This window comes from Micromonospora endophytica (assembly GCF_003236305.1).
Classification (GTDB): domain Bacteria; phylum Actinomycetota; class Actinomycetes; order Mycobacteriales; family Micromonosporaceae; genus Micromonospora; species Micromonospora endophytica.
Genome location: NZ_POTX01000029.1, coordinates 1 through 23,672, shown reverse-complemented (window position 1 = coordinate 23,672; position 23,672 = coordinate 1). Strand labels below are relative to the sequence as shown.

Here is a 23,672-nt window from a genome sequence, read left to right as displayed (position 1 = left end):
GCACCTGCTGCTTCGCTCGCTGATCCGCTCACGTGGTCAACTCCGCCAGCACCTTGGCCAGGGCGGTCACCCCTGCGGCGCAGTCGGCGTCGGCGGCCGACTCGGCGGGGGAGTGCGACACGCCTGTGGGGTTACGGACGAAGAGCATCGCCGTCGGCACGTGTGCGGCCAGCACCCCGGCATCGTGCCCTGCGCCGGTGGGCAGCACCGGTGCGTCAAGCAGCGCCGCCAGCCGGTCGGCCAGGCCGCCGTCGAACGCCACCAGCGGGGTGGCCGACTCCTCGGTGAGGGTGACCCGGGTGCCGTCCCGGCGGGCCCGTTCGGCGACCTTGACGCGTACCGCCTCGACAAGTGCGGCGAGCGTGTCGGGCTCGGCGGCCCGGGCGTCCAGCCAGCCGGTCACCCGGGACGGGATGGCGTTCGTGGCGTTCGGCTCCACCGACACCCGGCCCACCGTGGCGTGCGCGTCGCGCAACCGGGCCTCCTTGTTGGCGGCGAGCACCGTGAACGCGTACGTCAACATGGGGTCGCGGCGGTCGGCCATCCGGGTCGTACCGGCGTGGTTGCCCTCGCCGGTGACGTCGAAGCGCCAGCGGCCGTGCGGCCAGATGGCGCTGGCCACCGCGACCGGCGCGCCCTGGTCGACCAGGGCCCGGCCCTGCTCGACGTGCAGCTCCACGAAGGCGGCGAACCGGCCGAGCAGCGCCGGGTCGGCGCCCGCCGGGCGGGCACCCAGCGCCTCGGCGAAACTCACCCCGGCCGCGTCGCGCAGCCCGGCCGCACGGTCGGCCGCAAGCTGCCCGGTGAGCAGCCGCGACCCCAGACACGGTACGCCGAACCGGGCTCCCTCCTCCTCGACGAACGCGCCGACGACCAGGGGCCGGGCCGGGGTCACCCCGGCGGCGCGCAGCTCGTCGACGGCGAGCCAGGCGCTGACGATGCCCAGCGGGCCGTCGTACGCGCCGCCGTGCGGCACCGAGTCGAAGTGGCTGCCGGTCAGCACCGCGTCACCGGCGTCCGGGTCGCCCCACCAGGCGAACAGGTTGCCGTTGCCGTCCTCGGTGACCGGCATGCCCCGTTCGTCGGCCTGCTCCCGGAACCACTCGCGCAGCCGCAGCTCCGGCTCGGTGAGCGCGTACCGCAGGTAGCCGCCGCTGTGCGGGTCGCGGCCGATCGGCGCGATCTCGTCCCAGAGTTGGCGGAAACTGTTAATAAGGGGCCCTTCCTCTACCGTATGCGTTAACAAGGGGCCCCTCCTTCGGTCATGGGCACGCGGACGCCGGTGCGCTCGGCGACTGTGCTCGCCGCGTCGTACCCCGCATCCACGTGCCGGATCACGCCCATCGCCGGGTCGTTGGTGAGCACCCGCTCGATCTTCTGCCCGGCCAGCGCGGTGCCGTCGGCCACGCAGACCTGCCCGGCGTGCAGGGACCGGCCGATGCCGACGCCGCCGCCGTGGTGCAGGGAGACCCAGGACGCCCCGCTGGCGGTGTTGACAAGCGCGTTGAGCAGTGGCCAGTCGGCGATCGCGTCGGAGCCGTCGGCCATCGCCTCGGTCTCCCGGTACGGGCTGGCGACGCTGCCGCAGTCCAGGTGGTCCCGGCCGATCACCAGCGGGGCGCTCAGCTCACCGGAGGCGACCATCTCGTTGAACCGTACGCCCGCTTTATCGCGTTCGCCGTAGCCGAGCCAGCAGATCCGCGCCGGCAGACCCTGGAAGGCGACCCGCTCGCCGGCCAGTCGGATCCACCGGGCCAGGGACTCGTTCTCCGGGAACAGCTCCAGGATCGCCCGGTCGGTGGCGGCGATGTCGGCCGGGTCGCCGGAGAGCGCCGCCCACCGGAACGGGCCCTTGCCCTCGCAGAACAACGGCCGGATGTACGCCGGCACGAAACCGGGGAAGTCGAAGGCGCGTGCGTAGCCGCCGAGTTTCGCCTCGCCCCGGATCGAGTTGCCGTAGTCGAAGACCTCGGCACCGGCGTCGAGGAAGCCCACCATCGCCTCGACCTGCCGGGCCATCGACTCGCGGGCCCGATCGGTGAACTCGGCCGGCTTGGCCGCGGCGTAGTCCCGGGCGTCGCCCAGCTCCACCCCCTCCGGCAGGTACGACAACGGGTCGTGGGCGCTGGTCTGGTCGGTGACGATGTCGATCGGCACCCCCCGGCGCAGCAGCTCGGGAAAGACGGTGGCGGCGTTGCCCACCACGCCGACGCTGAGCGCCCGACGCTCCCGCTTCGCCGCCAGCACCCGCTCGACCGCGTCGTCGAGCGAGTCGGCGATCTCGTCCAGGTAGCGGTCGTGCACCCGGCGTTCCAGCCGGGTCCGGTCCACGTCCACGATGAGGCAGACGCCGCCGTTCATGGTGACTGCGAGGGGCTGTGCCCCACCCATGCCGCCGCAGCCGCCGGTGAGCGTCAACGTGCCGGCCAGGGTGTCGCCGCTGTCCGGCTGCCCATCGCCACGGGCGCTGGCGAGCTTCGCGGCCACGGCGGCGAAGGTCTCGTAGGTGCCCTGGAGGATGCCCTGGGTGCCGATGTAGATCCACGAACCGGCGGTCATCTGCCCGTACATGGTCAGGCCGAGTTGCTCCAGGCGGCGGAACTCCGGCCAGGTCGCCCAGTCGCCGACCAGGTTCGAGTTGGCCAGCAGCACCCGGGGCGCCCACTCGTGGGTGCGCAGCACCCCGACCGGACGGCCGGACTGCACCAGCATGGTCTCGTCGTCGCGCAGGTCGGTGAGCGTCCGCACCAGGGCGTGGTACGACGGCCAGTCCCGCGCCGCCTTGCCGGTGCCGCCGTAGACGACCAGGTCGTCGGGGCGCTCGGCGACCTCGGGGTCGAGGTTGTTCATGAGCATCCGCAGGGCGGCCTCCTGCGGCCACCCGCGGGCGGTGCGTTCGGTGCCGCGTGCGGCCCGGATGGGTTGTGTCACGGGATTCTCCTCCTAACCGAGGAACAACTGGCGACGGGCGGCGGAGGCTTCGAACGCCTCCAACCGGCGTTGGGTTTCGGCCGGAGCGGCGTCGCAGATCGCCTGGAGCAGCACCATGGCCAGGGTCATCGGGGCGGTGTGCAGGTCGAACACCAGTTGGGCGCCGACCGCGGCGGGCAGCACCACGTCGGCGTGCTCGGTCGCCGGGCTGACCGGCGAGTCGGTGATCGCCACCACGGTCAGCCCGGCGGCGCGGGCCTCGGCCAGCGCGTCCAGGGTCTCCCGCGGGTAGCGGGGCAGCACGAAGGCAAGCAGGGCCCGCGCACCGGCCTCGGCGGCCTGCTCCAAGCGGTCGGTGAGCAGGCTGCCGCCGTCGTCGAGCACCCGCACGTCCGGGTGCACCTTTGCCGCGAAGTAGGCGAAGTACGCGGCCAGCGGCGCGGCGGCCCGCAGCCCGAGCACCGGCAGTGGGCGGCTGGCGGCCAGCAGTCGCCCGGTCTCGGCGATCCGCTCCCGGTCGGCGAGCTGTTCGGTCAGCCGGTCCAGGTTGCCGATCTCGGCGCGTACCGCCTGCTGAAGTTCGTTGCCGGCGGTGGCCGGGCCGGGCGCGGAGGTGGTCAGCTCGCGCAGCCGGCGGCGTAGCGCGGGGTAGCCGTCGTGGCCCAGCGCCACCGCGAACCGGGTGACCGAGGGCTGGCTGACCCCGGCCAGCTCGGCGACCTCGGCGGCGGAAAGGTAGCCGACGGCGGGGGCGTGCTGCACCAGGCAGTGCGCGATGCGGCGCTGCGTGGGGGTGAGGCGTACGCCGTCGAAGAGGCCGACGACTCCCTCGGCCGACCCCGTCGCAGCTCCTTCATTCATGCCGTGACTCTATGCATAAAAACTTTCATTGGGAAGGGCCTCCCTCGCTTCCCCAGTGGACCACCACTGAGCTGCGAATTCGTGGCGACTACCGGGAGTGTGGGGACCGGTGAGCCGGGTGACGTGCGGCAGGTCGATAGGATCCGCACGGCGGTCGAGCAGAGGGAGTTGTGCCATGCAGCCGGACGGCCCCTACCGGTACACCCACCTGCTGGGCGGGTCGTCGGTCGGCAAGGCGTGGGCGGCCATCGACCAGCAGGGCCGCTTCGTGACGGTGGCCGTCCTGGACGCGACCGTCGCGGCCGCCGAAGGTTGGCGGGAGGCGTTCGCCGGAACGGTGAACTCCCTCGCGCAGACGCCGGGGGGCCTTTCCTTCGCGTACGCGGACTTTTCCGCCACCGAGCCCTGGGTGGCGTACCCGGCCGAGGCAGGGGCGGCACCCGAGAAGCTCTTCCGGGCGCTGGGGGTGGACTACACCCCCGCACCCGCCTCCGGGGCACCCGCCTCCGGCGCGCCCGTCTCCGCGTCACCGGCGTCCGGCGCACCCGTCTCCGGGCACCCGCACCCGATATCCGGATCTCCGATCTCGGGGACTCCGATCTCGGGGACTCCGATCTCGGGGACTCCAGCCTCGCCGGTGGCGCTGGGCGCCCCGCTGACATCGTCTCAGTACCCGTCGCCCGCGTCCCCGCCGCCGACCGACACCCGGTCCGACGACCCGTTCGGCTCGTCCGTCCGCCGCATCACACCCTCGGCGCCGCCGAAGCGCCGGACCACCCTCTGGCTAGGGGTGACCGCCCTGGTCCTGGTGCTGGTTGCCGGTGCCGGTGGAGTCGTCGTCTGGGCTGGATCAGACGATGTGGACGAACCGGCGGCGCCGGTCGCCAGCGCCACCGTCCTGCCTCCGCCGGCGCCGGCGTCACCGCCGCAGTCGCCTGGCATCGAGCCGCCCGAGCAGGGCGCGTGGCCGGATGCGTGGCCGCGCTTCACCGAACTGGACACCGTCAGCACACTTGCCGGTCTCGAGGGCCTGAATTTTCCGGTCAAGGTTCCGATGGAATGGGAGTGCACCCTGGCCGGTCGGGCCGATGGGTTCGTCAAGTACAACTGCGGTACGCCCGCCGCGGGCGGTCAGGCGTTGGGCGGCGAATTGATCGTGCGGAACTGCGCGCAGCCCTGTGATGAGCGACAGCAGACCGCCATGCGTCAGGCTGAGGACGCCTGGGGCCTGCAGTGGAGGCGAGCAGGGCGGCACGTCGCCTATGCCGAATCCAGCCAGCTGCAGATCGACGGAGACCGGCGGTACGGCCTGGTCTTCGTCGCGTACTGGCGCGGTGCGAGCACCGGCCAACTGGATCACCAGTTGGTCTTCCGCATGACCGCGCCGATCGACGGCGCCGGTCGCCTCCGCCGGGTCGCCAACTACCTTCGCGACGTGCTTCTCTTCTGAGGGGTCAACTCCCGTTCGATGCTGGCTCGGACACCGGGTCCATCGACTGAGCCGGTGCGGTCGCTGCGGCGGGCGGGCACGCCGAGCGCGCGGATGACGACGCCGGTCGTGCCAGGGCGATGGTCACCAACGGCAACCAGGCCAGATAGCCGGTCAGGGTCGTCGACAGGTGGGACGCTTCGAGCCACGACACATGCACGAGTGCGACGAGGAAGAGCAGCGCCACCTGCTCACCGTCGGTCGCGAGCGACACCGCCCGCCGCCAGGCCACGAAGCACAGCAGCGCGAACGGTACGACGGCCGTCAGACCACCGACGACGAGCAGGTGCACCATGATGTTGTGCCCGTGGTTGAACTGGCCGCCGAGCTCGGCGGCGAGCGTTGAGTTCTGGAAGATCTTCGGGCCCCAACCGAACAGCGGGCTATCGGACCACCGGTCGAGCAACGCGCTCCAGATCTGGCCGCGCTTGCTGAAACTGTCCGGATCAGTCGTGATCAACGGCACGGCGATCACCAGCAGCCCGCCGGCTGCGACGAGTGCGGAGGCCGGCCAGCTCCGACCCCGCAAGAGCCGCATCAGGAGGTACGCCAGCAGGACGACCCCGGCGGCGAGTTGGCTGGTACGCGAGCCGGTCCAGACCAACGCGCCGAGGATCAGCGCGAGGCAGGCCCAGCGGGCTGCCGGGCGACGGAGGTAGCAGGCGAACGGGAGGCTGAGGGCCAGTGCCAGGCCGAGCACGTTCGAGTGCAGATAGGGCCCGGCGAGCAGGCCGCCGAGCAGGACCTGTTTCTCGCCTGCGGCCGTTCCGGAGAGCAACGCCAAGTCGGGACGTATCGCGGCGAAGACCATCGAGCCGAATGCGGTCAGCGCCCCCAGGGCTCCGATGACACCCAACACCTCCACCGGAGGGCGTTGCGCCCATATCGCGAGCGCCGCCAAGGGGAGGGCTGCCGCGACCGCGCCGGGCGGCTGCCCGCGCAGCAGCCCGGCGACTTCGATGGCCAGCAGCGCGGCGAGGGCGACGGCAATCCACCGGCGCCCGGTGACCCCTCGTCGCCAGAGCCCGTGCCCGGTGAGCCCGGCAGCCAGCAGCAGGAAAAGCAGGGTGAGCCCGTCCCCGATCAGGTCGCTGACGGGGGAACCGGTGACCTCGCGGGAGTTGAATGCCGGCCGTCCGCCGGTGAGGAACTGCACCACCTGGGGCGGCACGACTCGAAGCCACGCCAGGACGAACAGCGCGCCCACGCCGACGGTGCCGGGGCCCAGTCGGCGACCGGCGGCCACGACCCGGGCCGTCATCGAAGCCGGCATCGGAGCATTCTCCTTCGTCCCCGTCGTCTCGGGCTTCTCGCGCTGGCCAGCGGTCGGGACGCCCGGACGCCGGAGCACAGCCGCGATCCGAGCTGTCCTCTCGCGAATGAGACGAATGTCGTCGGCGTACGGCACCGTCAGCATCCGCACCGACCGCAGTGCGGGCACTCGCCTGACGCCCACGGCAGCCATGGTCGTGGTGGCGGCGTAGCCGGCGAGGCTTGCGATGGCGGCACCGACGGCGCCGAGCGGCGACAGTACCAGCAGCGCCAGAACGCCGACGACGGAACCGGCCACCAGCGCGCCCGAAGACCAGATCGGACGATCGTGTGCGAGTAACGCCGCGGTGAAGATGATCATGCAAGCGTAAAGAACTGTGGCAGTGCAGAGAATGATCGTGGGTACGACGGCCGCGGCGAAGTCGGCACCGAAGACCAATGGCACCGCGTACCCCGCCGAGAGCGCCAGCACCGCGCACGCGATCACCGTTGCCAGCACCGCCAGCCGGGCGACCTGGGTGACTGCCCGAGGAGCAGCGCTGCCTTGGCGTCCCATCAACACCGATCTCGCGGCAGTGGCGATCACCATGGGAATCTCCGCGACGCTCACGGCCACCGCGTAGTAGCCGAGTTCCCGGGGACCGATCAGTGGCAGACCGATGACCTGAGCCAGGCGGGCGCTGGAGACGGCAGCCAGCACGCCAGGAAGACACGCCAGGGAGTATCGGAGCAGCGAGCCGGTCGGTACCGGCGTCGTACCCCGATCGGACGCCGCCGCCTGCCCTGTCGGCGGGTCGGCGGCGGTCCAGAGCCGGACCAGTCCGAAGGCCAACCCCGCCAGGACAGAGGCCGCGAATATCAGGCCGGCCTGGTACGCGTCGAGATCGAAGGCCAGGCACGCGAAGATCACCACGCCGGTGCGGACCAGCGCCGGCACGACCTTGACCAGGTTCAACCCGCGGATGTCCGCGTTGCCGGTCAGGGCACCGATGAGCAGGTTGGCCAGGACGTGCAAGGGCGCGAAGACCACCAGGACCAGGAACTGGCGGTACTGGGCGGTGTCTGAGAACAGAAAGAAGCCGAGCGTCGCCAACGCGCCAACCGTGAGCACGCTGAGCGGCAGCATGGCCAGCAGACTGAAGCGTGCCGCAGCCCTGCTCGACAGCCGCCCCTGCCGGACGTGGTAGCTCAACGCGTCCTGCAAACCGTACGTGCCGATCCAGCCCCACACCACGATGGGCAGGGTCAGCGCCGCGTACACCCCGCGTCCTTCGGGGCCCAGTTCGCGGGAGAGAAACGGACTGACGAGCAGGCCACTGACCGGGATCAGGAGGTTCGCGAAGGAGGCCGACATCAGCTTGTGTGCCGACATCAGAGTTCCTCGTGTGATGCGGCCTCGCTCAGCAACCCGTGGCGGCCGAGTGAACTGACCAACCGATCGGCGAAATGCGCCTCGGAGAAGCTCTCTCGGCTCACCCGCAACGCCGCCCCGGCCATCCGATCGAGCTGATCGGAGGTGGCGGCCAGGATCGCGTCGGCGAGCCCCGCCGCGGTGTCGGCCGAGCGGGTCGCCTCCGTCGGCGGGACACCTTCGAGGCCGATCGGCGTACCGAATACCGGAACCGAGTGCGCGAGCAGCGTCATGGTCTTCAACTTGACCCCGGCGCCGCTCCACAGAGGCACCACCGCGGCCCGGGCCCGGGCGAGCACGGGACGCAGATCCGGTGCCCAGCCGGTCACCGTCAGGCCGTCGTGGCCGGCCAGCCCAGCGCGGATCGAAGCCGTGAGACCTGATCCGACGAGTTCGAGGACGTATCCGGCCCGGTGCAGAGTCGGCCAGCCCTCCGCGAGAAACCGGTGCAGCCCGAGCAGGTTGGAGCGGTAGGAGAAGCTACCGAGCCAGACCAACCGACGGTCGATTGGGCAGGGTATGTGCCCCTCGGGCAGCGGGACGCAGCTGGGCAGGGTGAAATCGGCAGTGCGGCCGTACGCCTCCACCAGGCGGGTCGCTTCCTCGTCACTGGTCACCGAGACAGTGGCGCAGTTGAGCAGTGCCTGCGCCTCGAACCTCGCGGAGACCCGGGCGAGGTACTGCGCCCGGAGATGGTGCGCCAGACCGTCTGCCTCATCGATGTCCTGGCGGCTGCTGGCGACGAGGACGTTCGCCTTGTCCCAGTGCCATCGCAGCGGCACATCCCGGACGTACGCACCGGCCGCCTCGCCGATGGCCAGCCCCCCGCCCGTCCGGGCGCGCAGCGCGTCGTGCAGTTCCCTGCTGTACCGGGTCCGCACCCACGGCGGCATGCCGTCGAGCAGGGACTCCTGGTATCGGCCGAGTGGCCCCCACCCGTTGAGCCGGTACGGCGTGGCCACGAAGTCGTGCACGGTGACACCGGGAAGAAGCGCGCGCAGTTCCGCCACCTGGGCGGTGGTGGTCTCCGGGCGTCGGACCACGAACAACGTGAACGGTCGTACCCGAGCCAGGGCGCGCAACATCATCAGCACCCGGACCGGGTCACCGCGATCCTGCGGAAGGGGGAAGAACGTGACGACGGCTGTCAGGTCCACCTCGTGCGCGCCTTTCTGGCCGTAGCGAGCCGGCCCCACTCGGCGAGCAGCCGCCGGGCCTGCAACGCAGGAGAGAACTCGTCGCGCAACCGGTCGGCCAGCACCCTGGCTCGCCGCTGTGCCTCCTCAGGGCTGTGGATCACCTGCCGTACCGCGTCGGCCAGCGCGTCCGGATCGTCCGGCGGCACCTGCCAGCCGCCGGACGAGCCGACCAACTCGGGGATGCCCGACATCGCGGTGGTCACGACTGGCACACCTCTGCTGGCTGCCTCCATCAGGAAGACGGGAATGCCGTCCAGGTCGCCGTCGGCGGCGCGGCGGCAGGGCAACACCGCGACGTCCGCGCCGACCAGTGCTGCCGTGGCGACCCGGTGGCTGACCGCGCCGTGGAAGGTGACCACATCGGTAAGGCCCGACGTCCTGGCCCGCTCTTCCAGCCTCGTCCGCAGCGGCCCGTCGCCGTACACCTCGTAGCGAACCGGAACGCCGGCCCGGACGAGTTGGGCGACCATGTCGAGCGCCGAGTCCACACCCTTCTTCTCGACCAGGCGCGCCACCGTGACCAGACGGGTGACTCCGCCGGCCGGTCGCAGCGGCGGTGACGAGATCGCGCCGTCGAACGCGGCCCGGACCACGCTGTGTGGAATCGCCGATAGTGACACGCCCCGCTCGGTCAACTGCCCGGCCGCGGCTTCCGAGATGACGAAGAGGTGACTCAGCAGCCGCAGTCGGCGATCCAGCGCGTACCCGTCGGGATCCAGCAGGAAGTCCGCGGCATGTGCCGTCGCTGTCACCGGTACCCCGGTACGCTGGCCGACCAGCGCGGCGATGGCGGTCGGCAGATTGACGAAGTGCGTGTGCACCACATCCGGCCCGAAGGTCCCGATCAGCCCGGTCAGCCGAGCCGCGTGGGCGGCCGCGAGGGCTGCCCGCGGCAGGTATGACATCCCCAGCGTGTGCACCTGCCGCAGGGTGCGCATCGGATGCCGCAGCGTGGTGTCGACAACCTGCCGAAGCTCACGCGGCCCGCGATTGTCGCGGGCCACGAAGACCTCGACGTCGGCACCGGCGGCCCGGACGGCGTCGATCTCGGAGGTGATGAAGGTTTCGCTGTAGCTCGGTTCGCGGAGTAGGAGGTACGCCACGCGTAGTGGGCGGTCGGCAGCGCTCATCCCGACCGCCTTCGCTGCGGCGGCGTGCTGGCTGCCGGTGCGAATTCCTGGAAGAAGGCGGCATGGGCGGCCGTGCATTCGGCGTCGGAGAGGATGCCTGGCGTCCCAGCCGCGCCGGCGGCGAGTCTCAGACGCATCTCATACGAGCTGACGAGCCGGCGCAACGCGGCGGAGAGGTCTTCCGACCGGTCGGGCCGTACCAGCAGTCCGTTGTGCCCACTGCGGATCCACTCGCTCGGTCCGCCGCCCTCGGTCGCGACGAGAGGCTTGGCGCGAGCCATGGCCTGGAGCACGGTCTGGCCGAGTGGCTCTGGTCGGACGGACGCGTGTACCAGCACATCCATCGAGTCGACGAAAGCGGGCACATCGTCCACGTGCCCCCGGAAGGTGACCTGGTCCGCGATGCCCAACTCGACGGCGAGCAACCGCAGCTCCCGCTCGTACGCCGCCTCTTCGAACAACGGTGCACCGGCCAGGTGTGCCTGGACGTCGGTGCCCCGAAAGGCATCGGCGAAGGCACGCAGGAAGACATGCTGACCCTTCCACCGTTGCAGGCGACCGACCATGCCGATCGCCCGGACCTGGGCCTGCACGCGCGGCTCGGTCACGCGGTGGCGCAGACCGCTCGGGCTCTGCAACACCACCCGGCGTACCCGGGCTGGGAGCCGCTCGGCGGCCGAGGCAAGAGTGGTCCGTGAATTGGCGATCACTCCGTCGGCGTGCGGGAGTGCCAGCCGGGTGAAGGCCAGGTACCCGAATCGGCCCATGCTCTCGGGAGTGACCAGGTCTCGGAGGTGAACCACGAGAGGTACTTGTCGACCTCGGTTGGCAAGAGCGCAGATGATCGCGGCGGCGGCGGTGTTGGCGTGAATCAGATCAGCCTCGCCGAACAGCGGGCTGCGTCGAAGAGCGCGAGCGGCGGTACCCAGCGACGCCAGGTACCGCGCCGCGAGCATCGGGCCGCGGCTGCGGGTGCCACCGACCGGCAGCCGAGGCAGTCGCTGCTCGACTGTGATCCCGCAACCGGTCAACCCGTCGAAAGCATCGCCGCTGGAGGGACAGCAGAGCGCGGCCGTCCAGGCTGGGCCGGCGGCGAGGAGCCGGGCCAGCGCCAGTTCGGCACCACCCCGGTGCCCGGTGTGACTGACGTGCAGCACCCGCATCGACGGTTCCTGACCGTCGGGGCGGTCAGCGGCACTCATTGTCGATCCACGCTGTCATCTCCGCCGCGAAGCGAGTCGGGGAGAAGGCGGTGGCGTGCGCGGTGATCCGCTCTGTCGACAACTCGCCGAGCCGCGGCACGACGGACGCGTGGTCTGCGGGCTCCGTGGAGCCCACCAGGAATCCGGTCTCGCCGTCGACCACCGTTTCCAGAAGGCCGCCGCGGCTCAGCCCGATCACCGGCGTGCCGCACGCTTGGGCCTCGACCGGGATGATGCCGAAGTCCTCGTGAACGGGGAAGAGCAGCACCCGTGCACCCCAGTAGAGCTGCCGCAGTCGCTTGCGGTCGGGCCGGACCTCGAAGGTGATCGGCACGGCCGCCCGCTCGGCGAGTCGACGTAGTTGTGGCTCCTGAGGGCCGGAGCCCGCGAGCACGAGAGGCAGGCGAGCCTCCTCCGCGATCGCCACGATGAGGTCGAAATTCTTGTACGGGATCCAGCGCCCCACGCCGAGCAGATATTCACGAGCCTGTGCTCGGTCGCTGGCTGGCGCGGCGGCGAACCAGTCGACGTCCACCGGGGGGTTGATGACGACCGCGTCACGCTGCCAGTACTGGCGAATCCGAGCCTGTACCTCCCGCGAGTTGGCCGCGTATCCGTGCACATGTGCGCTGAGGCGAGTGTCGATGCTCTGGAGCAGCCGCCGAGGCACCCGCAGCAGCGGGTTCGATCCGCGACCGTCGAAGGCCGGGCTCCAGACGTACCGGGCCGGCGCGTGCACGTAGCTGAGATGGGTGGTCGTTTCGGGTGAGCCGAGCTTGACGGTGTGCGCGAAGGCGTGACTCGAGGAGATCACCACGTCGAAACGTTCTCGGCTGAGAGTCCGCCAGACCAGCGGCATCAGTGGCAGGGCGGCCGCCTTGCTGCGCCGCAACGGGGTGCGGGCCAGCCAGGACTCTCGGAGCCCGGGCTCGGTGGCGTCCCGGTCCTGCCAGAGCACGAAACGCTCCCCATGCGGGACCAGGTCCGCAATCTGCCGGAAGACCTGCTCCGATCCGCCAGTGGCGCCGAACCATTCGTGTACGAGCGCTACCGAGCGACCGACCAGCACCGCAGGCGTCGCGGCTGGCGGCTGCGCTCCGGGAGCAGCCTGTCGGTGGATCGGTGCCGCAGCACCGGACATCGGGCGAGATCGCTCCGACATGACGATCCACCCATCCCCGCGTGACCGGCATTCCGACGGCCGGTGATGCTACCGGAATCCTGGCCGCACCGGGGTCCGCGACTGCTCACGCTGGCACCTTGCGCAGGACCGCTGGCGCTCGGCAGATCCGCTACGCTGCTGCCCGAGCGACGGGGGCGAGGGATCTACATGCAGGACTCTGCCGAGGGGTCGGATGCCGTGCTGACGCGTGCGCGCCAAGCGGAGGCCGCACTGCGGCCGCGACGGACCGAGGATGAGACACCACATGAGAGGTCCGGGCTCCGGCGATGGTGCGGGTCGGCCCGCCCGATCTTCTTCGCTGTCCTGGTGGGTCTCGTCGTGCTGGGGATTCACCTCCTCGCGCTCAGAGCCGGCGCGCATCCGAGGTCTGGGCGGACGGAGTACGGGCTGCACACCGCCGCCATGGTCGTCGCTGCGTTGGCCGTAGGTGCGGTGTGGTGGGCTCGGCGGACCGGTCGGACGTGGGACAGCGACCTGCTGCCCGCCCTGTTCGCGGGACTCGCTGGGTTGACCATGCTCACCGCGCTGCACGGCACTCCGTTCGACGTGTACGGCGTGCAGGGTGACCAGTCCTTCCGTACGGCGATGGTCACGCGTTTCGCAGACACCTGGCAGATCGTCGACTACACCTACCGCGACCTTCCGGGCTACTACGCCCCGGGGTACTTCTGGCTGTTGGGCAGGGCCGCAGCCCTGACCGGCGTGGCTCCTTGGCACATACTCAAGTTCGGCGGGATCGCCGTCGCCTTCGCCGTACCGCTGGTGTCCTATCTGTTCTGGCGGCGCCTTGTGGCGCCCCGGCACGCCGCGCTCATCTCGGCTGTACCGCTGATCGTGCCGGACCTGTACGAGAGCTACGGCTGGTTGGTGCAGTTGGCCATGATCCCCTGGTGGCTGGAAGCCGTCCACGGGTTGACCAGGCCGGGTCTGCGTCGTCGGCACCCCATCGTGTTGGGATTGATCGGGGCGGCGCTGTTCTGCGTCTACTACTACTATTTTTTCCTGTTCATATTGGTCTTCCCCCTGTTCCTCGCCGTGCAGTGGTTGCGCGGTGAGTTCGATCGGCGGGTCGCGGGCCGAGGCATTGTCGTCCTCACCATCGCCGCCTTGGGCTCGGCGATTTTCTGGGCGCCGCTGGCCTGGAATTTCCTCACGGCACCACATTTTGAGTCGCTGAACAACCGGTGGATCACACTGAACTCCGGTGATCTGGCGCTACCCATGCTCGAGCCCACCGTCGTTGGTGCGCTCTGCCTCTTCGGTCTTGGTCACCTCGTCCTCACCGCCCGGGAGGCGCTTTCCCGATCACTGCTGGTCGTGCTCGTCGCGCTGTACCTCTGGCATGCTCTGGGCTTCGTCTTTCTCGCGCTGGACGTGCCGCTGATGTCGTTCCGGATGAAGACGTTGGTGCCGTTGGTGCTGCTGAGCGCGGCAGCGCTGGGGCTGGTGCGGGGCGTGCAATGGATCCTCGGCCGGATCTCGGTGCCCGCGATGTGGCCGGTTGTCGCCGTCGGCGCAGGTCTGCTCGCCCTCATGGTCGGTGACGGATTCATCAACCGGGTGGTTGATGACCCGCGAGTTCGCGCGGCGCACAACGAGACACTGCCGGATGGCAGCCTGCCCCCCTTCCACGACACCGACAAGCAGCCGTCTCTGCCCGCGACGACCCGGGTGGACGCCCTGATCGAGGCCACCTATCGGGGCACCGGTCACCCGGTGGTCCTCTCGGACCGTACCCATCTCTTCGCCTACCAGCCCTACTACGGCTTCGTGCAGTGGAACGCCAACTACTCACACCCGACCGCCCAGTACCACCATCGACTGAGGCTGCTCGAAGAGGCGGCGGGCTCGGTGTCGCCTGTCGAGTTCGCCGCGAAGACCGGCGACAACCCGTACGACCGGATCGATGCCATCGTGCTCCGGGTGGATGGAGACAACCTGGTCTACCGCACCTACGACGACGATTTTCCGTTCGGTACGAAGGCCAGGACGATTCTGGTCCCGAGTCGGTTGGTCACCGCAGAGCACTTCGAGTTGACCGAGATCGACGGCTATTTGGTGGCGGTACGGCGGCCGGTCGGGGCCTGAGTCGTCATCACGACGGACCAGCTAGCCGAGGCTCGTCGACCAGCCATGACCGTGTTGTCATGGCGTTGTCCGCATCGGACGGTGCGCGTCGTCGCGTCCACATCGCCTATGGTTGTCGGATGGCCGAGGATGTCGCGCTGCTGCTTCGCCGCGCCGGCTTCGGACCGACGGCAGCGGAGATGGCGGCGGCAACCAAGGTCGGCTATGCCGCCACACTCCTGTCGATGATGGTGCCGGCGGGGCCTGACATCGGTGCCACGAGCGCCCCCGTACCACAGCTCGGCCCTGATGGGTACGCGGCCAATCCGAACCTGAGCACCAAGCAACGAGCTGCCGCGGACCAGGCCCGGGAGGAGCAGACGGAGCAGCTGACGCGGTGGTGGTTGGATCGGATGACCGTCGCCAACCACCAGGCGGTGGAGAAGCAGCTCTTCTTCTGGCACGGGCACTGGGCTACCTCCATCCGTAAGGTCAAGAGCCCACAGCTGATGCTGGCCCAGCACCGCACCCTCCGCCTAGCTCCCGATTTCGCCGACATGGCTCGCCGTATGGTGGTCGACCCGGCACTCGTGTACTGGCTCGACGGGCAACTCAACACCCGAACGGCCCCCAACGAGAACCTCGCCCGGGAGCTTTTCGAACTGTTCCTGCTGGGCCGCGGGCGCTACACCGAGGTCGACGTCAAGGAGGCTGGTCGGGCGTTGACGGGCTGGCGGCTCGACAGGCGGGCGGAGCGCCTGGTCCTCGATCCCGGCACGCACGACACCGGCAGCAAGACGATTCTCGGCACGCAGGCCGCATTCACCGCTCAGAGCCTGGTCGAGCTGTTGCTCCGGCAACCCGGCTGCGCCGATTTCATCGCTGACCGGCTCTGGTTCCGCTACGCCTCGTCGACCGAGCCGATCCCGTCGGCCACCCGGGAGCGGATGGTCGCGGCGTTTCCCGTTCCGATGGCGATGCTGCGGGCTCTCTTCACCGACGACGCCTTCCGCGCCACCGCAGGCACGATGGTCAAACAACCGATCGAGTGGATGGTTGGGGCTATGCGCCAGTTGGGTGTCCGGCCGGCGAACTTTCCACGCGAGGTGTTGATCCCACTCTGTGACGGGTTGGGTGGGCTGGGGCAACGGCCCTTCGCCCCGCCGAGCGTCGGTGGCTGGCCGGCCGGCGCTGCCTGGCTCACCTCGGCCGCCGCACGGCTGAAGCTCAGCCTCGCCGGCAAACTGGCCAGTCAACTTGAACCCGGTCGCCTAACTCCGGAGGACGTGGCGGCCATGCTCTGCGTCGACCGGTGGACCAACCGGACGTACGCAGTGCTGCGAAAGGTGCACAACTCCCGCATGTTGCTGACGTTGAGCCTGATCAGCCCGGAATACGCGGTGACCTAGATGGACGCCCTCACCCGACGTCGTTTCCTGCTCGCCTCTGGGGTGACCGGTGCGGCCGCGTTGGCGGCCGGTGGCGGTGCGCTGGCCTTCTCCCGGCTGTTGGGCAGCGCCGCTCGCGCCGTTGAACCACCGGGCGACACGCTCGTCGTGGTCACCCTCTACGGCGGCAATGACGGGCTGAACACCGTCATCCCGTACGCCGACCCGGCCTACCACGCCAACCGGCCCCAGCTGGCGTACCCGGTGGAGAAGGTGCTGCCGCTCGACGGTGCGCTCGGCCTGAACCCGGCGCTGACGGGGTTGAGGCGGCTGTGGGACGACAAGCGGCTGGGGATCGTCCTGGGCGTCGGATACCCCCAGCCTGACCGGAGCCACTTCCGTTCCATGGACATCTGGCAGACTGGGGTGCCGCACGGCCCGGTGACCACCGGCTGGGTCGGCCGTTGGCTGGATGACACCGCGGCACCTGTAGGCACGGCGGTCAGCTTCGAGCCTGTCATTCCGCCGTTGCTGGTGGGCCGCCGGCACATCGGCTCCTGCGTCAGCTACCAGGGACTGGACCTGCCGCCCTGGGTCGACCCGGGGTTGGTGGCGGAATTGGGGATCGCAGAGCCGGGAGAACCGGCCATGCAGGCGCGAGCTGCCTCGGCCTACGCCGACCTGCTCACCTTGCAGCGGGTCATCGGAGGCATGACCGGGTCGGCCGGGTCGCCGAGAGAGGTGCCGGAGCCACCGGTCCCCGCGACCGGCACCGGTGGCGAGAGCGCCCTCTCCGCCCAACTCGCCCTGGTCGCGCACTGCGTCGAGGTCGGCGTGCCCACCCGGGTCTACTCGGTCAGCCTCGGCGGCTTCGACACCCACGCCGACGAGTTGTCCACGCAGGAGCTGCTGCTCCGCCAGCTTGACACGGCGCTGTCCGCATTCGCGGATCGGATGGCGCAGTCCGCTGCGGGTCGCCGGGTCACGGTCATCGTGTACAGCGAGTTCGGCCGCCGGGTGCGGGCAAACGCGTCGGACGGCACGGATCACGGTACAGCCGGTCCGGTTCTGGTTCTTGGTCACCAGGTGCGGGGTGGCTTCCACGGTGAGCAGCCCAGCCTGACCGACCTGGACCACGGCGACCTCAAGGCCACGGCGGACTTCCGCGACGTTTTCGGCAGCGTCCTGGGATCGGTGCTGCACGCTGATCCGAGCCGCTACTTCGACGGGTACCAGCCGCGCATGCTGCCGCTGGTGAACACTGGCTGAGGGCGCTGCGCGGGTCGTCAGCGACCACCGCCCCGAAGGACCTCCGCGACCGTGCGCAGCATGACCTTGATGTCCAGCCAGAGTGACCAGTTCTCGATGTAGTAGTTGTCGAACCGGGCCCGGTCAGAGATCGGGGTGTCGCCCCGCAAGCCACTCACCTGCGCAAGCCCGGTGAGCCCGACGGGCACCCGGTGCCGAGCGGCGTAGTTCGGGTATTCCGCCGAGAACTTCTCGACGAAGTGTGGCCGTTCCGGCCGAGGGCCGACCACGCTCATCTCCCCGCGCAGGATGTTCCACAGCTGCGGTAGCTCATCCAGCGACGTGCGGCGCATGAACCGGCCGATCGGCCCGACCCGCTGATCGTCCGCGATGGACCACCGGGTCTGCGACTCCTGTTCGTCCAGTGGACGCATCGTTCGGAACTTGATGACCTCGAACGACTTGCCGTCGCGGCCGACCCGCTCCTGACGGAAAAAGACGGCCTGCCCGCCTTCGAGAAAGGTGGCGATGGCGCAGAGCAGCAGCACCGGGCTCAACAGCACCAACGCGACCATGGCGAAGACCAGGTCGGACGCCCGTTTGATGGCCCACTTCGGACCGGCGAAGGTGAAGTCACCGATCTTGACAATCGGGATGGCCCCGATGTGGTCGGGGTAGCCGCCCTGCGGGCGAGAGCCCCACAGGCCGGGCACAGCCCAGAGATCGCAGCGGGAGCTGCGTGGCCGGATCAGGGCCTCCATGAGGTGTGACTCGACGCAGGCCGGATCGGCGATGATCAGTACCTCGCACTCCAGCAGCCGCACCAGATGTTCGAGATCGTCGAGGCTGCCGCTGAGCGGTAGGGCCACGGTCTCCTGCCGTGACGGTGTGTCCACGCAACCGACGAACCGGAGGCCGTAGCGCGGATGGCGGCGCAGCAGCCGGGCCAGTTCGAGGCCGACCGGCCCGCTGCCGATGATGATGGCATTGTGTTCCACCCACCGGTGCTTGCGCACGAAGACGACGAGCGCGCGGCTGACCGTCCGCCCGGTGATGACGAGACCCGCCGAGAGCGCGACGTCGCGCATGAACCCGCTGACGTACTCCACCGAGGCGTGCCGCTGTGCCGCGATGATGGCGACTACCGCCGCAGAGGTCAGCAGGCGACCACCGAGACTCGGCAGCTCGTCGAGAATGCTCACGTGCCGGCGCGGCCGGTAGAGCCCGCCGGACCAGAAGGCGGCCACTGCCAACGCGGCGTAGGCCAGCATCCCGCGCCAGTACGTCTGGGTCAGCAGCAACGGCGCGGTCAGCGCGGCTACGTCGATGGGCAGCGTGACCATCCAGGCCCGGACCCAGCGCGTTCGGGATGACGCCCGGGATCTCGCGTACGGCAGGACCGCGGTCGTGCCGGCCGTGACTCGGGATTCCGGCTGCGGCACCATCTGCGACACCAGCCCGCCGAGGTGGGATCCGGCATGACCGGCCGCCGGTTGACTCGTCATGGTGTGCGCTCCCCCCGTAAGTCCCATGACCTCGCGAGATGGCTTGGGGCGACCGCAGAGTACGGCCGGGCGGGGCCCGCCACCACAGTCGGCAAGCCGGTTCGAGTTGCTACTTCACGGCGTTCAGGATGTCCGGTACTGCATCCCGGCGGACCGCGTCGAAAAGTTTGTCGGCCTTGGCCTTGTCGGCCAACACCACACTCTCGTTGCCGATGGTGCCGGTGCCCTTGGTGGGGCAGGTGAGGAAGGTCAGGTTGCCGCCACGCAGGTGGCGTAGCTCCATCGAGAGGTCCAGCAAGGACATCGAATTGTCGACCGCCACGGCGTCGGCGGTGGCCCGGACGAAAGAGTTCAGTTTGGTGGGACTGGCCAGTGTGCCGCCCGAGGCGGCGGTGTCCAGGATCGACTTGATCACTTGCTGCTGGTGCTTGATGCGGGTGAAGTCGCCGTCAGCAAAGGCGTACCGTTCCCGGGCGTAGTCGAGGGCGGCGGCACCGTCCATGGTCTGCTTGCCCGCGACGAACTCCCGCCGGCCGTCCGGGTTGAGCGAGTGTCGGGAGGTGAAGCCCTCCTCGACGGTGATCTCGACGCCGCCGAGCGCGTCGACGATCTCCTTGAAGCCGGCGAAGTCCACCATTGCCACGTGGTCGATGCGGACACCCGTGAACTTCTCGACCGTCTGGACCATCAGCGGCGCGCCGCCCCACGCGTACGCGGCGTTGATCTTTGCGTCTCGGCCGCCCCGGCCCTCCGGCGACTTGGGCACGGGCACCCAGGTGTCCCGGGGAATCGAGATCAGCTGGGCGCTCGACCGGTCCTTCGGCAGGTGGGCCAGGATGATGGTGTCGGTGCGGGAACCGGAGTCGCTGTCCGGGTCGCGGGTGTCACTGCCCAGGATCATGATGTTCATGGCACCCGTCGCCACGGCCTGTGGGCGGGACTCCTCAGGGACGCCTTCGAAGGCGTCGACGCGTTCGATGCTGGACTCGACCGAGCGGTAGTAGAGGCCGCCGGCGACCATGCCGGCACCGCCCAGGAGCACCAGCACCAGGAAGCTGATCAGTGCGATCCGCTTCCACCGGCGTCGACGCGGCGGGTTACTGGTGGCCCGCTCCGACACCTGCTGGTCGTCGTTGCCCGCCTGCTCTGCCGGAGGTTTGTCGAAGAGCATGGTGTCGGGTTCGCCGTCCCCGTGCTGTTGGCGCATGGCGGTGATGCTACTGAGTTCACGTTTGCTGCGGGGTCCCCGGAACCGGGCAGTTCGGGCACATTGTTACCCGCATGTTTCCCTTGGTCTGGTACAACCTCGCCGTGGACGCCGTCAAGCTGCGTCGGGCGCTGGCCCGTACGCGCCTCGCCCCTGTTGCCGCCTTTCCGAAACGCCTGGCCACGGTCGCCCGACACGACGCCAAGGTGCTGCGCGTCTCGGCTCGTTGGCTGGTCGGCTCGCGGGAGCATCACAACTACACGTACGACCTGACCAAACTCAGCCGTAGTCACCTCTGCTGGTTCGTCAGCGTCGTCTGCGACCTGCCGGTCGCCCAGGTCCGGGCGTACCTGGCCGAGATCGAGTCCGACGACGAGTTGCGGCGGCACGTCACCTCGGCCACCGCGTCCGCCGCCCGCCGTGGCCTGGCCGACAAGCAGGTCCGGTACGCCCGCCGGGTCGGCTGGTACGCCATCGTCAGGGCCCGCAAACCGAGGCACATCGTCGAGACCGGCGTCGACAAGGGACTGGGCAGCTGCGTGCTTGCCGCCGCCCTGCTGCGCAACGCCGCCGAGGGGCACCCGGGCCGGGTCAGCTCCATCGACATCAATCCGGAGGCCGGCTACCTGGCCCGTACCGCGCCCTGGTCGGACGTGATCGACCTGGTCATCGGCGACTCGGTCGAGTCGATCGAGGCGCTGGACCGGCCGGTCGACCTGTTCCTGCACGACAGCGACCACAGCGGCAAGTACGAACGGCGCGAGTTCGAGGCGGTCGAGGCGAAGCTGGCCCCGGGGGCGATGCTGCTCACCGACAACGTCACCCACACCAACGTGCTGGCCAAGCATGCCGAGGGCACCGGCCGCCGCTTCCTCGCCTACCGGGAGACCCCGGCCAATCACTGGTACCCGGGCGACGGCATCGGCGTGGCATGGTAACCGGGTGTACCTGAGCGCGATCCACACGTACCCGATCAAGGGTTGTCAGGGGCTCGACCACGACGCGGCCGAGGTGGCGCCGTGGGGCCTGGCCGCCGACCGACGCTGGATGGTGGTCGACGCCGACGGCGTCGGCATCACCCAGCGGGAAACCAACGCCCTGGTCCGGGTGCACGCCCAGCCGGTCACCGGCGGCCTGCTGCTGCGCGCCGCCGGCCAGCCCGACCTGCTGGTACCGGAGCCGGCCGAGGCCAGTCCGGTGCAGGTGCGCACCTTCCGCCGCCGACCGCTGCGGGTCGACGCGCTGCCCGCCGGCCCGAGCGCCGACGCCTGGCTCGGCGCGGTGGTGCAGCGACCGGTCCGGCTGGTCTGGCTGGCGCAGCCGGCCCGGCACGTCCGGCGCGGGGACAAGGAGTACGACCCCGGCGACCAGGTCAGCTTCGCCGACGCGTACCCGGTGCTGCTGACCAGCACCACGTCGCTGGCCGCGATCTTCGACGCGGGCGCGTCGCCGGTGCCGATGGCCCGGTTCCGGCCCAACCTGGTGGTCGAGGGCGCTCCCGCTTGGGCGGAGGACGACTGGGTCGGGCGGCCGTTGCGCATCGGCGGGGTGGCCTTCCGCGCCGCCGGTCCGTCGGCCCGCTGCCTGGTCACCACAATCGACCAGCAGACCGGGGTACGCGACCGGGAGCCGTTGCGCGCCCTGGCCCGGCACCGCAACATCGGGCGCAAGCTGCTGTTTGGGCTGAACCTCCTGCCGCTGGAGTCGGGCCGGGTGCGGCTCGGCGACGCCATCGCGCTCTCTTAGCTTTCGCTTAGCTGGCTTGTCTGGCATGGCCATGATCCGGCAGCATCAGAGCACGTGACCGACGGTACGAACGGCCCCGCCGCGCGGACAGCAGTCCAGCGTTCCCACCGGAGCCGCTGGCTGGCCGGCGGGGCCGTGGCCGCGCTGGCGACAGTTCTCGGGCTCACCCTCGTGCTCCGCACGGGTGCCGCGCCCGCCTGCGCCGCGCCGCCCGCCGCCGGCAGCACCCAGCAGGGCAAGGCAACCTTCTACGACTCGAAGGGCGAGGGCGGGAACTGCTCCTACCCGGCCGCGCCTGCCGACCGGCTCTACGTGGCGCTCGGCCCGAGCGAGTACGCCGCCGGTGCCGCCTGCGGCGGATATCTCGACGTGACCGGCCCCAAAGGCTCGGTCCGGGTGATGATCATGGATCAGTGCCCGGAGTGCGCCGCCGGGCACATCGACCTGTCCAAGGAGGCGTTCGCCCGGATCGGCGACCCGGTGCAGGGCATCATCAAGGTCAGCTACCGGCTGGCGGTCGACCCGCCGCTGTCCGGACCGCTCACCTTCCGGATCAAGGAAGGCGCGTCGCAGTACTGGTTCGCCGTGCTGGTCGCCGGCCACGGCAACCCGCTGAGTGCGGTCGAGGTACGCCAGGGCAGCTCGGGGGCGTGGCGGACGGCCAGCCGGGAGTCGTACAACTACTGGCTGATCGACTCGGGTGCCGGTCCCGGCCCGTACCAGGTCCGGGTCACCGACACCCGCGGACACCGGGTCACCGCGACCGGCATCCGGATGGCGCCGGGCCAGGTCCAGCGCAGCACCGTACGGATGTACGGCGGGACGGCGGCACCTGCCGCTTCGTCCCGACCCTCCTCGGCCAGCCCGAAGCCGACCGCGAGCCCGAAGCCGACGGCGAGCGCGACCGTCACGCCCACGCCCACTGCCGCGACCACGACCGCCGCAGCATCCACGCCTTCGCCGACCGCCCTGTTGGACGGTGTGGCGCTGGCGGAGACCGATTCACTGGCGGCGTCCTCCGGGGGCTGCGACACCTGACGGCCGGCTACCCCGTGTCTGCCGGGGTCAGTTGAGGTGCGCGGGGTCGTCGGTGAGGTCGAGCCACATGAGGATCTCGTCCCGGTCGTCGCCGGGGCCGACCCGAAGCGCGGCAGGCCAGCGGCCCACCTCGCGGTAGCCGAGGCGGCGGTAGAACCGGTCCAGCCCCAGGCCGTCCCGCACGGTCAGGTGCAACGCGGCCAGCCCCAGGTCGCGGGCCACCCGCTCGGCCTGGCGCAGCAGTGCCTCGCCGACGCCGCGCCCCTGGGTGTCGGGGTGGACCATCACCCGGGTGAGCACCCGCAGGTGCGTCTTCAGGTGGAACCGGGGGTCGGTGAGGATCGCCATCGCCACCAGCCGGTCCCCGTCGTAGCCGAGCAGCAGCCGGTCCGGGCCGTGCGCGATGCCGGCCAGCGTCGGGTCGGCGATGGTGCGTACCTGCTCGGCGGTGGTCGGTGCGACGAAGCCGACCGCGCCGCCGGCGTTCGTCACGTCGACCCAGAGCGCGACGATGGCCGTGCGCAGCTCGGGGGTCAGCTCGGGATCGAGGACGAAGCGCAGACTCACGGCGCTCATCCTCACCGACCCGGGCGTCGGACCGCCCGCGATGGTGACCAGGCAGACAGGTGACCAGGCAGACAGAGGGACAGGTGCGGGAGGGGGGATTCGAACCCCCACGTCCTTTCGGACAATAGGACCTAAACCTACCGCGGCTGCCATTACGCCACTCCCGCTGGCACCAGAGGATCTGGTTCCCGAGAGTCTATGGCCTCGCCCCGCGCCCCTGTCGACCCC

At 70.2% G+C, this 23,672-nt stretch carries 18 protein-coding genes and 1 tRNA gene; 7 read left to right on the top strand and 12 right to left on the bottom strand.

The genetic code is table 11. From position 1 onward, the window contains the following. Positions 1 to 28: 28 nt before the first annotated feature. Genes C1I93_RS06930 through C1I93_RS06920 form a run of 3 tightly spaced genes read right to left on the bottom strand, consistent with a single transcriptional unit; the run spans position 29 to position 3,792 of the window. Positions 29 to 1,246, bottom strand: a complete 1,218-nt coding sequence (locus C1I93_RS06930) for an allantoate amidohydrolase (protein WP_111242394.1) — start codon at positions 1,244 to 1,246, stop codon at positions 29 to 31. Then, positions 1,240 to 2,931, bottom strand: coding sequence for a urocanate hydratase (gene hutU / locus C1I93_RS06925; RefSeq protein WP_111242393.1), 1,692 nt, complete (start codon positions 2,929 to 2,931; stop codon positions 1,240 to 1,242). Before hutU ends, C1I93_RS06930 begins: the two co-directional genes overlap by 7 nt. Before the next feature lie 12 nt (positions 2,932 to 2,943). Further along, complete coding sequence (locus C1I93_RS06920; protein WP_111242392.1) at positions 2,944 to 3,792, bottom strand: MurR/RpiR family transcriptional regulator; 849 nt, start codon at positions 3,790 to 3,792, stop codon at positions 2,944 to 2,946. 175 nt (positions 3,793 to 3,967) lie between these two features. Between C1I93_RS06920 and C1I93_RS06915 the strand changes: the two genes are divergently transcribed. Beyond that, positions 3,968 to 5,242: a hypothetical protein gene (locus tag C1I93_RS06915; protein WP_111242391.1), complete on the top strand. Its 1,275-nt coding sequence runs from the start codon at positions 3,968 to 3,970 to the stop codon at positions 5,240 to 5,242. Positions 5,243 to 5,246: 4 nt separating this feature from the next. On the opposite strand, the gene C1I93_RS06910 is transcribed toward C1I93_RS06915, so the two are convergent. From C1I93_RS06910 to C1I93_RS06890, 5 genes are read right to left on the bottom strand one after another with little or no spacing between them, the layout of a single operon-like run. Then, on the bottom strand, positions 5,247 to 7,925 hold the full coding sequence (locus C1I93_RS06910; protein WP_111242390.1) for an O-antigen ligase family protein: 2,679 nt from the start codon (positions 7,923 to 7,925) through the stop codon (positions 5,247 to 5,249). Next, positions 7,925 to 9,121: a glycosyltransferase gene (locus tag C1I93_RS06905; RefSeq protein WP_146603453.1), complete on the bottom strand. Its 1,197-nt coding sequence runs from the start codon at positions 9,119 to 9,121 to the stop codon at positions 7,925 to 7,927. The genes C1I93_RS06910 and C1I93_RS06905 overlap by 1 nt, the downstream gene beginning before the upstream one ends. Beyond that, on the bottom strand, positions 9,112 to 10,293 hold the full coding sequence (locus tag C1I93_RS06900) for a glycosyltransferase family 4 protein (protein ID WP_181445048.1): 1,182 nt from the start codon (positions 10,291 to 10,293) through the stop codon (positions 9,112 to 9,114). The genes C1I93_RS06905 and C1I93_RS06900 overlap by 10 nt, the downstream gene beginning before the upstream one ends. Next, positions 10,290 to 11,495, bottom strand: a complete 1,206-nt coding sequence (locus C1I93_RS06895) for a glycosyltransferase family 4 protein (RefSeq protein ID WP_111242387.1) — start codon at positions 11,493 to 11,495, stop codon at positions 10,290 to 10,292. The genes C1I93_RS06900 and C1I93_RS06895 overlap by 4 nt, the downstream gene beginning before the upstream one ends. After that, on the bottom strand, positions 11,482 to 12,657 hold the full coding sequence (locus C1I93_RS06890; protein WP_223256655.1) for a glycosyltransferase: 1,176 nt from the start codon (positions 12,655 to 12,657) through the stop codon (positions 11,482 to 11,484). Before C1I93_RS06890 ends, C1I93_RS06895 begins: the two co-directional genes overlap by 14 nt. Before the next feature lie 327 nt (positions 12,658 to 12,984). Between C1I93_RS06890 and C1I93_RS06885 the strand changes: the two genes are divergently transcribed. The 3 genes from C1I93_RS06885 to C1I93_RS06875 all read left to right on the top strand — a co-directional run bounded on the left by C1I93_RS06885 (position 12,985) and on the right by C1I93_RS06875 (position 17,402). Further along, the gene (locus C1I93_RS06885; protein ID WP_181445047.1) at positions 12,985 to 14,766 is read left to right on the top strand and encodes an arabinofuranosyltransferase; all 1,782 of its coding nucleotides are present in this window, start codon (positions 12,985 to 12,987) and stop codon (positions 14,764 to 14,766) included. Between the two features lie 119 nt (positions 14,767 to 14,885). After that, a complete protein-coding gene (locus tag C1I93_RS06880) occupies positions 14,886 to 16,154 on the top strand; it encodes a DUF1800 domain-containing protein (protein WP_111242384.1) in 1,269 nt (422 codons plus the stop codon). Further along, positions 16,155 to 17,402 (top strand): DUF1501 domain-containing protein, encoded by a 1,248-nt coding sequence (locus C1I93_RS06875; protein ID WP_111242383.1) that lies wholly within the window; start codon positions 16,155 to 16,157, stop codon positions 17,400 to 17,402. It abuts the gene before it with no gap. Positions 17,403 to 17,419: 17 nt separating this feature from the next. Here the strand turns inward: C1I93_RS06875 and C1I93_RS06870 are convergent, their stop codons facing one another. Together C1I93_RS06870 and C1I93_RS06865 are read right to left on the bottom strand one after the other, a co-directional pair. Further along, positions 17,420 to 18,886: a sugar transferase gene (locus C1I93_RS06870; RefSeq protein ID WP_223256653.1), complete on the bottom strand. Its 1,467-nt coding sequence runs from the start codon at positions 18,884 to 18,886 to the stop codon at positions 17,420 to 17,422. Positions 18,887 to 18,995: 109 nt separating this feature from the next. After that, the gene (locus C1I93_RS06865) at positions 18,996 to 20,093 is read right to left on the bottom strand and encodes an LCP family protein (RefSeq protein WP_438819578.1); all 1,098 of its coding nucleotides are present in this window, start codon (positions 20,091 to 20,093) and stop codon (positions 18,996 to 18,998) included. Between the two features lie 74 nt (positions 20,094 to 20,167). Between C1I93_RS06865 and C1I93_RS06860 the strand changes: the two genes are divergently transcribed. Genes C1I93_RS06860 through C1I93_RS06850 form a run of 3 tightly spaced genes read left to right on the top strand, consistent with a single transcriptional unit; the run spans position 20,168 to position 22,877 of the window. Then, positions 20,168 to 21,031, top strand: coding sequence for an O-methyltransferase (locus tag C1I93_RS06860; RefSeq protein ID WP_223256652.1), 864 nt, complete (start codon positions 20,168 to 20,170; stop codon positions 21,029 to 21,031). A 4-nt stretch (positions 21,032 to 21,035) separates the two neighbouring features. Further along, positions 21,036 to 21,839 (top strand): MOSC domain-containing protein, encoded by an 804-nt coding sequence (locus C1I93_RS06855; RefSeq protein WP_111242382.1) that lies wholly within the window; start codon positions 21,036 to 21,038, stop codon positions 21,837 to 21,839. Positions 21,840 to 21,893: 54 nt separating this feature from the next. After that, positions 21,894 to 22,877, top strand: coding sequence for an expansin EXLX1 family cellulose-binding protein (locus C1I93_RS06850; RefSeq protein WP_223256651.1), 984 nt, complete (start codon positions 21,894 to 21,896; stop codon positions 22,875 to 22,877). A 27-nt stretch (positions 22,878 to 22,904) separates the two neighbouring features. Here C1I93_RS06850 and C1I93_RS06845 read toward each other — a convergent pair whose 3' ends face one another. Together C1I93_RS06845 and C1I93_RS06840 are read right to left on the bottom strand one after the other, a co-directional pair. Next, positions 22,905 to 23,444, bottom strand: coding sequence for a GNAT family N-acetyltransferase (locus tag C1I93_RS06845; protein ID WP_181445046.1), 540 nt, complete (start codon positions 23,442 to 23,444; stop codon positions 22,905 to 22,907). An 84-nt stretch (positions 23,445 to 23,528) separates the two neighbouring features. Continuing rightward, positions 23,529 to 23,611: transfer RNA gene (locus C1I93_RS06840), tRNA-Leu, on the bottom strand. Positions 23,612 to 23,672: the final 61 nt, after the last annotated feature.

What these genes read in the sequence shown, in the direction of transcription:
- C1I93_RS06890 (WP_223256655.1), bottom strand. Translation starts at nt 12,657, where the DNA reads ATGTCGGAGCGATCTCGCCCGATGTCCGGTGCTGCGGCACCGATCCAC.
- C1I93_RS06895 (WP_111242387.1), bottom strand. Translation starts at nt 11,495, where the DNA reads ATGAGTGCCGCTGACCGCCCCGACGGTCAGGAACCGTCGATGCGGGTG.
- C1I93_RS06865 (WP_438819578.1), bottom strand. Translation starts at nt 20,093, where the DNA reads ATGCGCCAACAGCACGGGGACGGCGAACCCGACACCATGCTCTTCGAC.
- C1I93_RS06900 (WP_181445048.1), bottom strand. Translation starts at nt 10,293, where the DNA reads ATGAGCGCTGCCGACCGCCCACTACGCGTGGCGTACCTCCTACTCCGC.
- C1I93_RS06910 (WP_111242390.1), bottom strand. Translation starts at nt 7,925, where the DNA reads ATGTCGGCACACAAGCTGATGTCGGCCTCCTTCGCGAACCTCCTGATC.
- C1I93_RS06870 (WP_223256653.1), bottom strand. Translation starts at nt 18,886, where the DNA reads ATGACGAGTCAACCGGCGGCCGGTCATGCCGGATCCCACCTCGGCGGG.
- C1I93_RS06915 (WP_111242391.1), top strand. Translation starts at nt 3,968, where the DNA reads ATGCAGCCGGACGGCCCCTACCGGTACACCCACCTGCTGGGCGGGTCG.
- C1I93_RS06880 (WP_111242384.1), top strand. Translation starts at nt 14,886, where the DNA reads ATGGCCGAGGATGTCGCGCTGCTGCTTCGCCGCGCCGGCTTCGGACCG.
- C1I93_RS06860 (WP_223256652.1), top strand. Translation starts at nt 20,168, where the DNA reads ATGTTTCCCTTGGTCTGGTACAACCTCGCCGTGGACGCCGTCAAGCTG.
- C1I93_RS06875 (WP_111242383.1), top strand. Translation starts at nt 16,155, where the DNA reads ATGGACGCCCTCACCCGACGTCGTTTCCTGCTCGCCTCTGGGGTGACC.
- C1I93_RS06920 (WP_111242392.1), bottom strand. Translation starts at nt 3,792, where the DNA reads ATGAATGAAGGAGCTGCGACGGGGTCGGCCGAGGGAGTCGTCGGCCTC.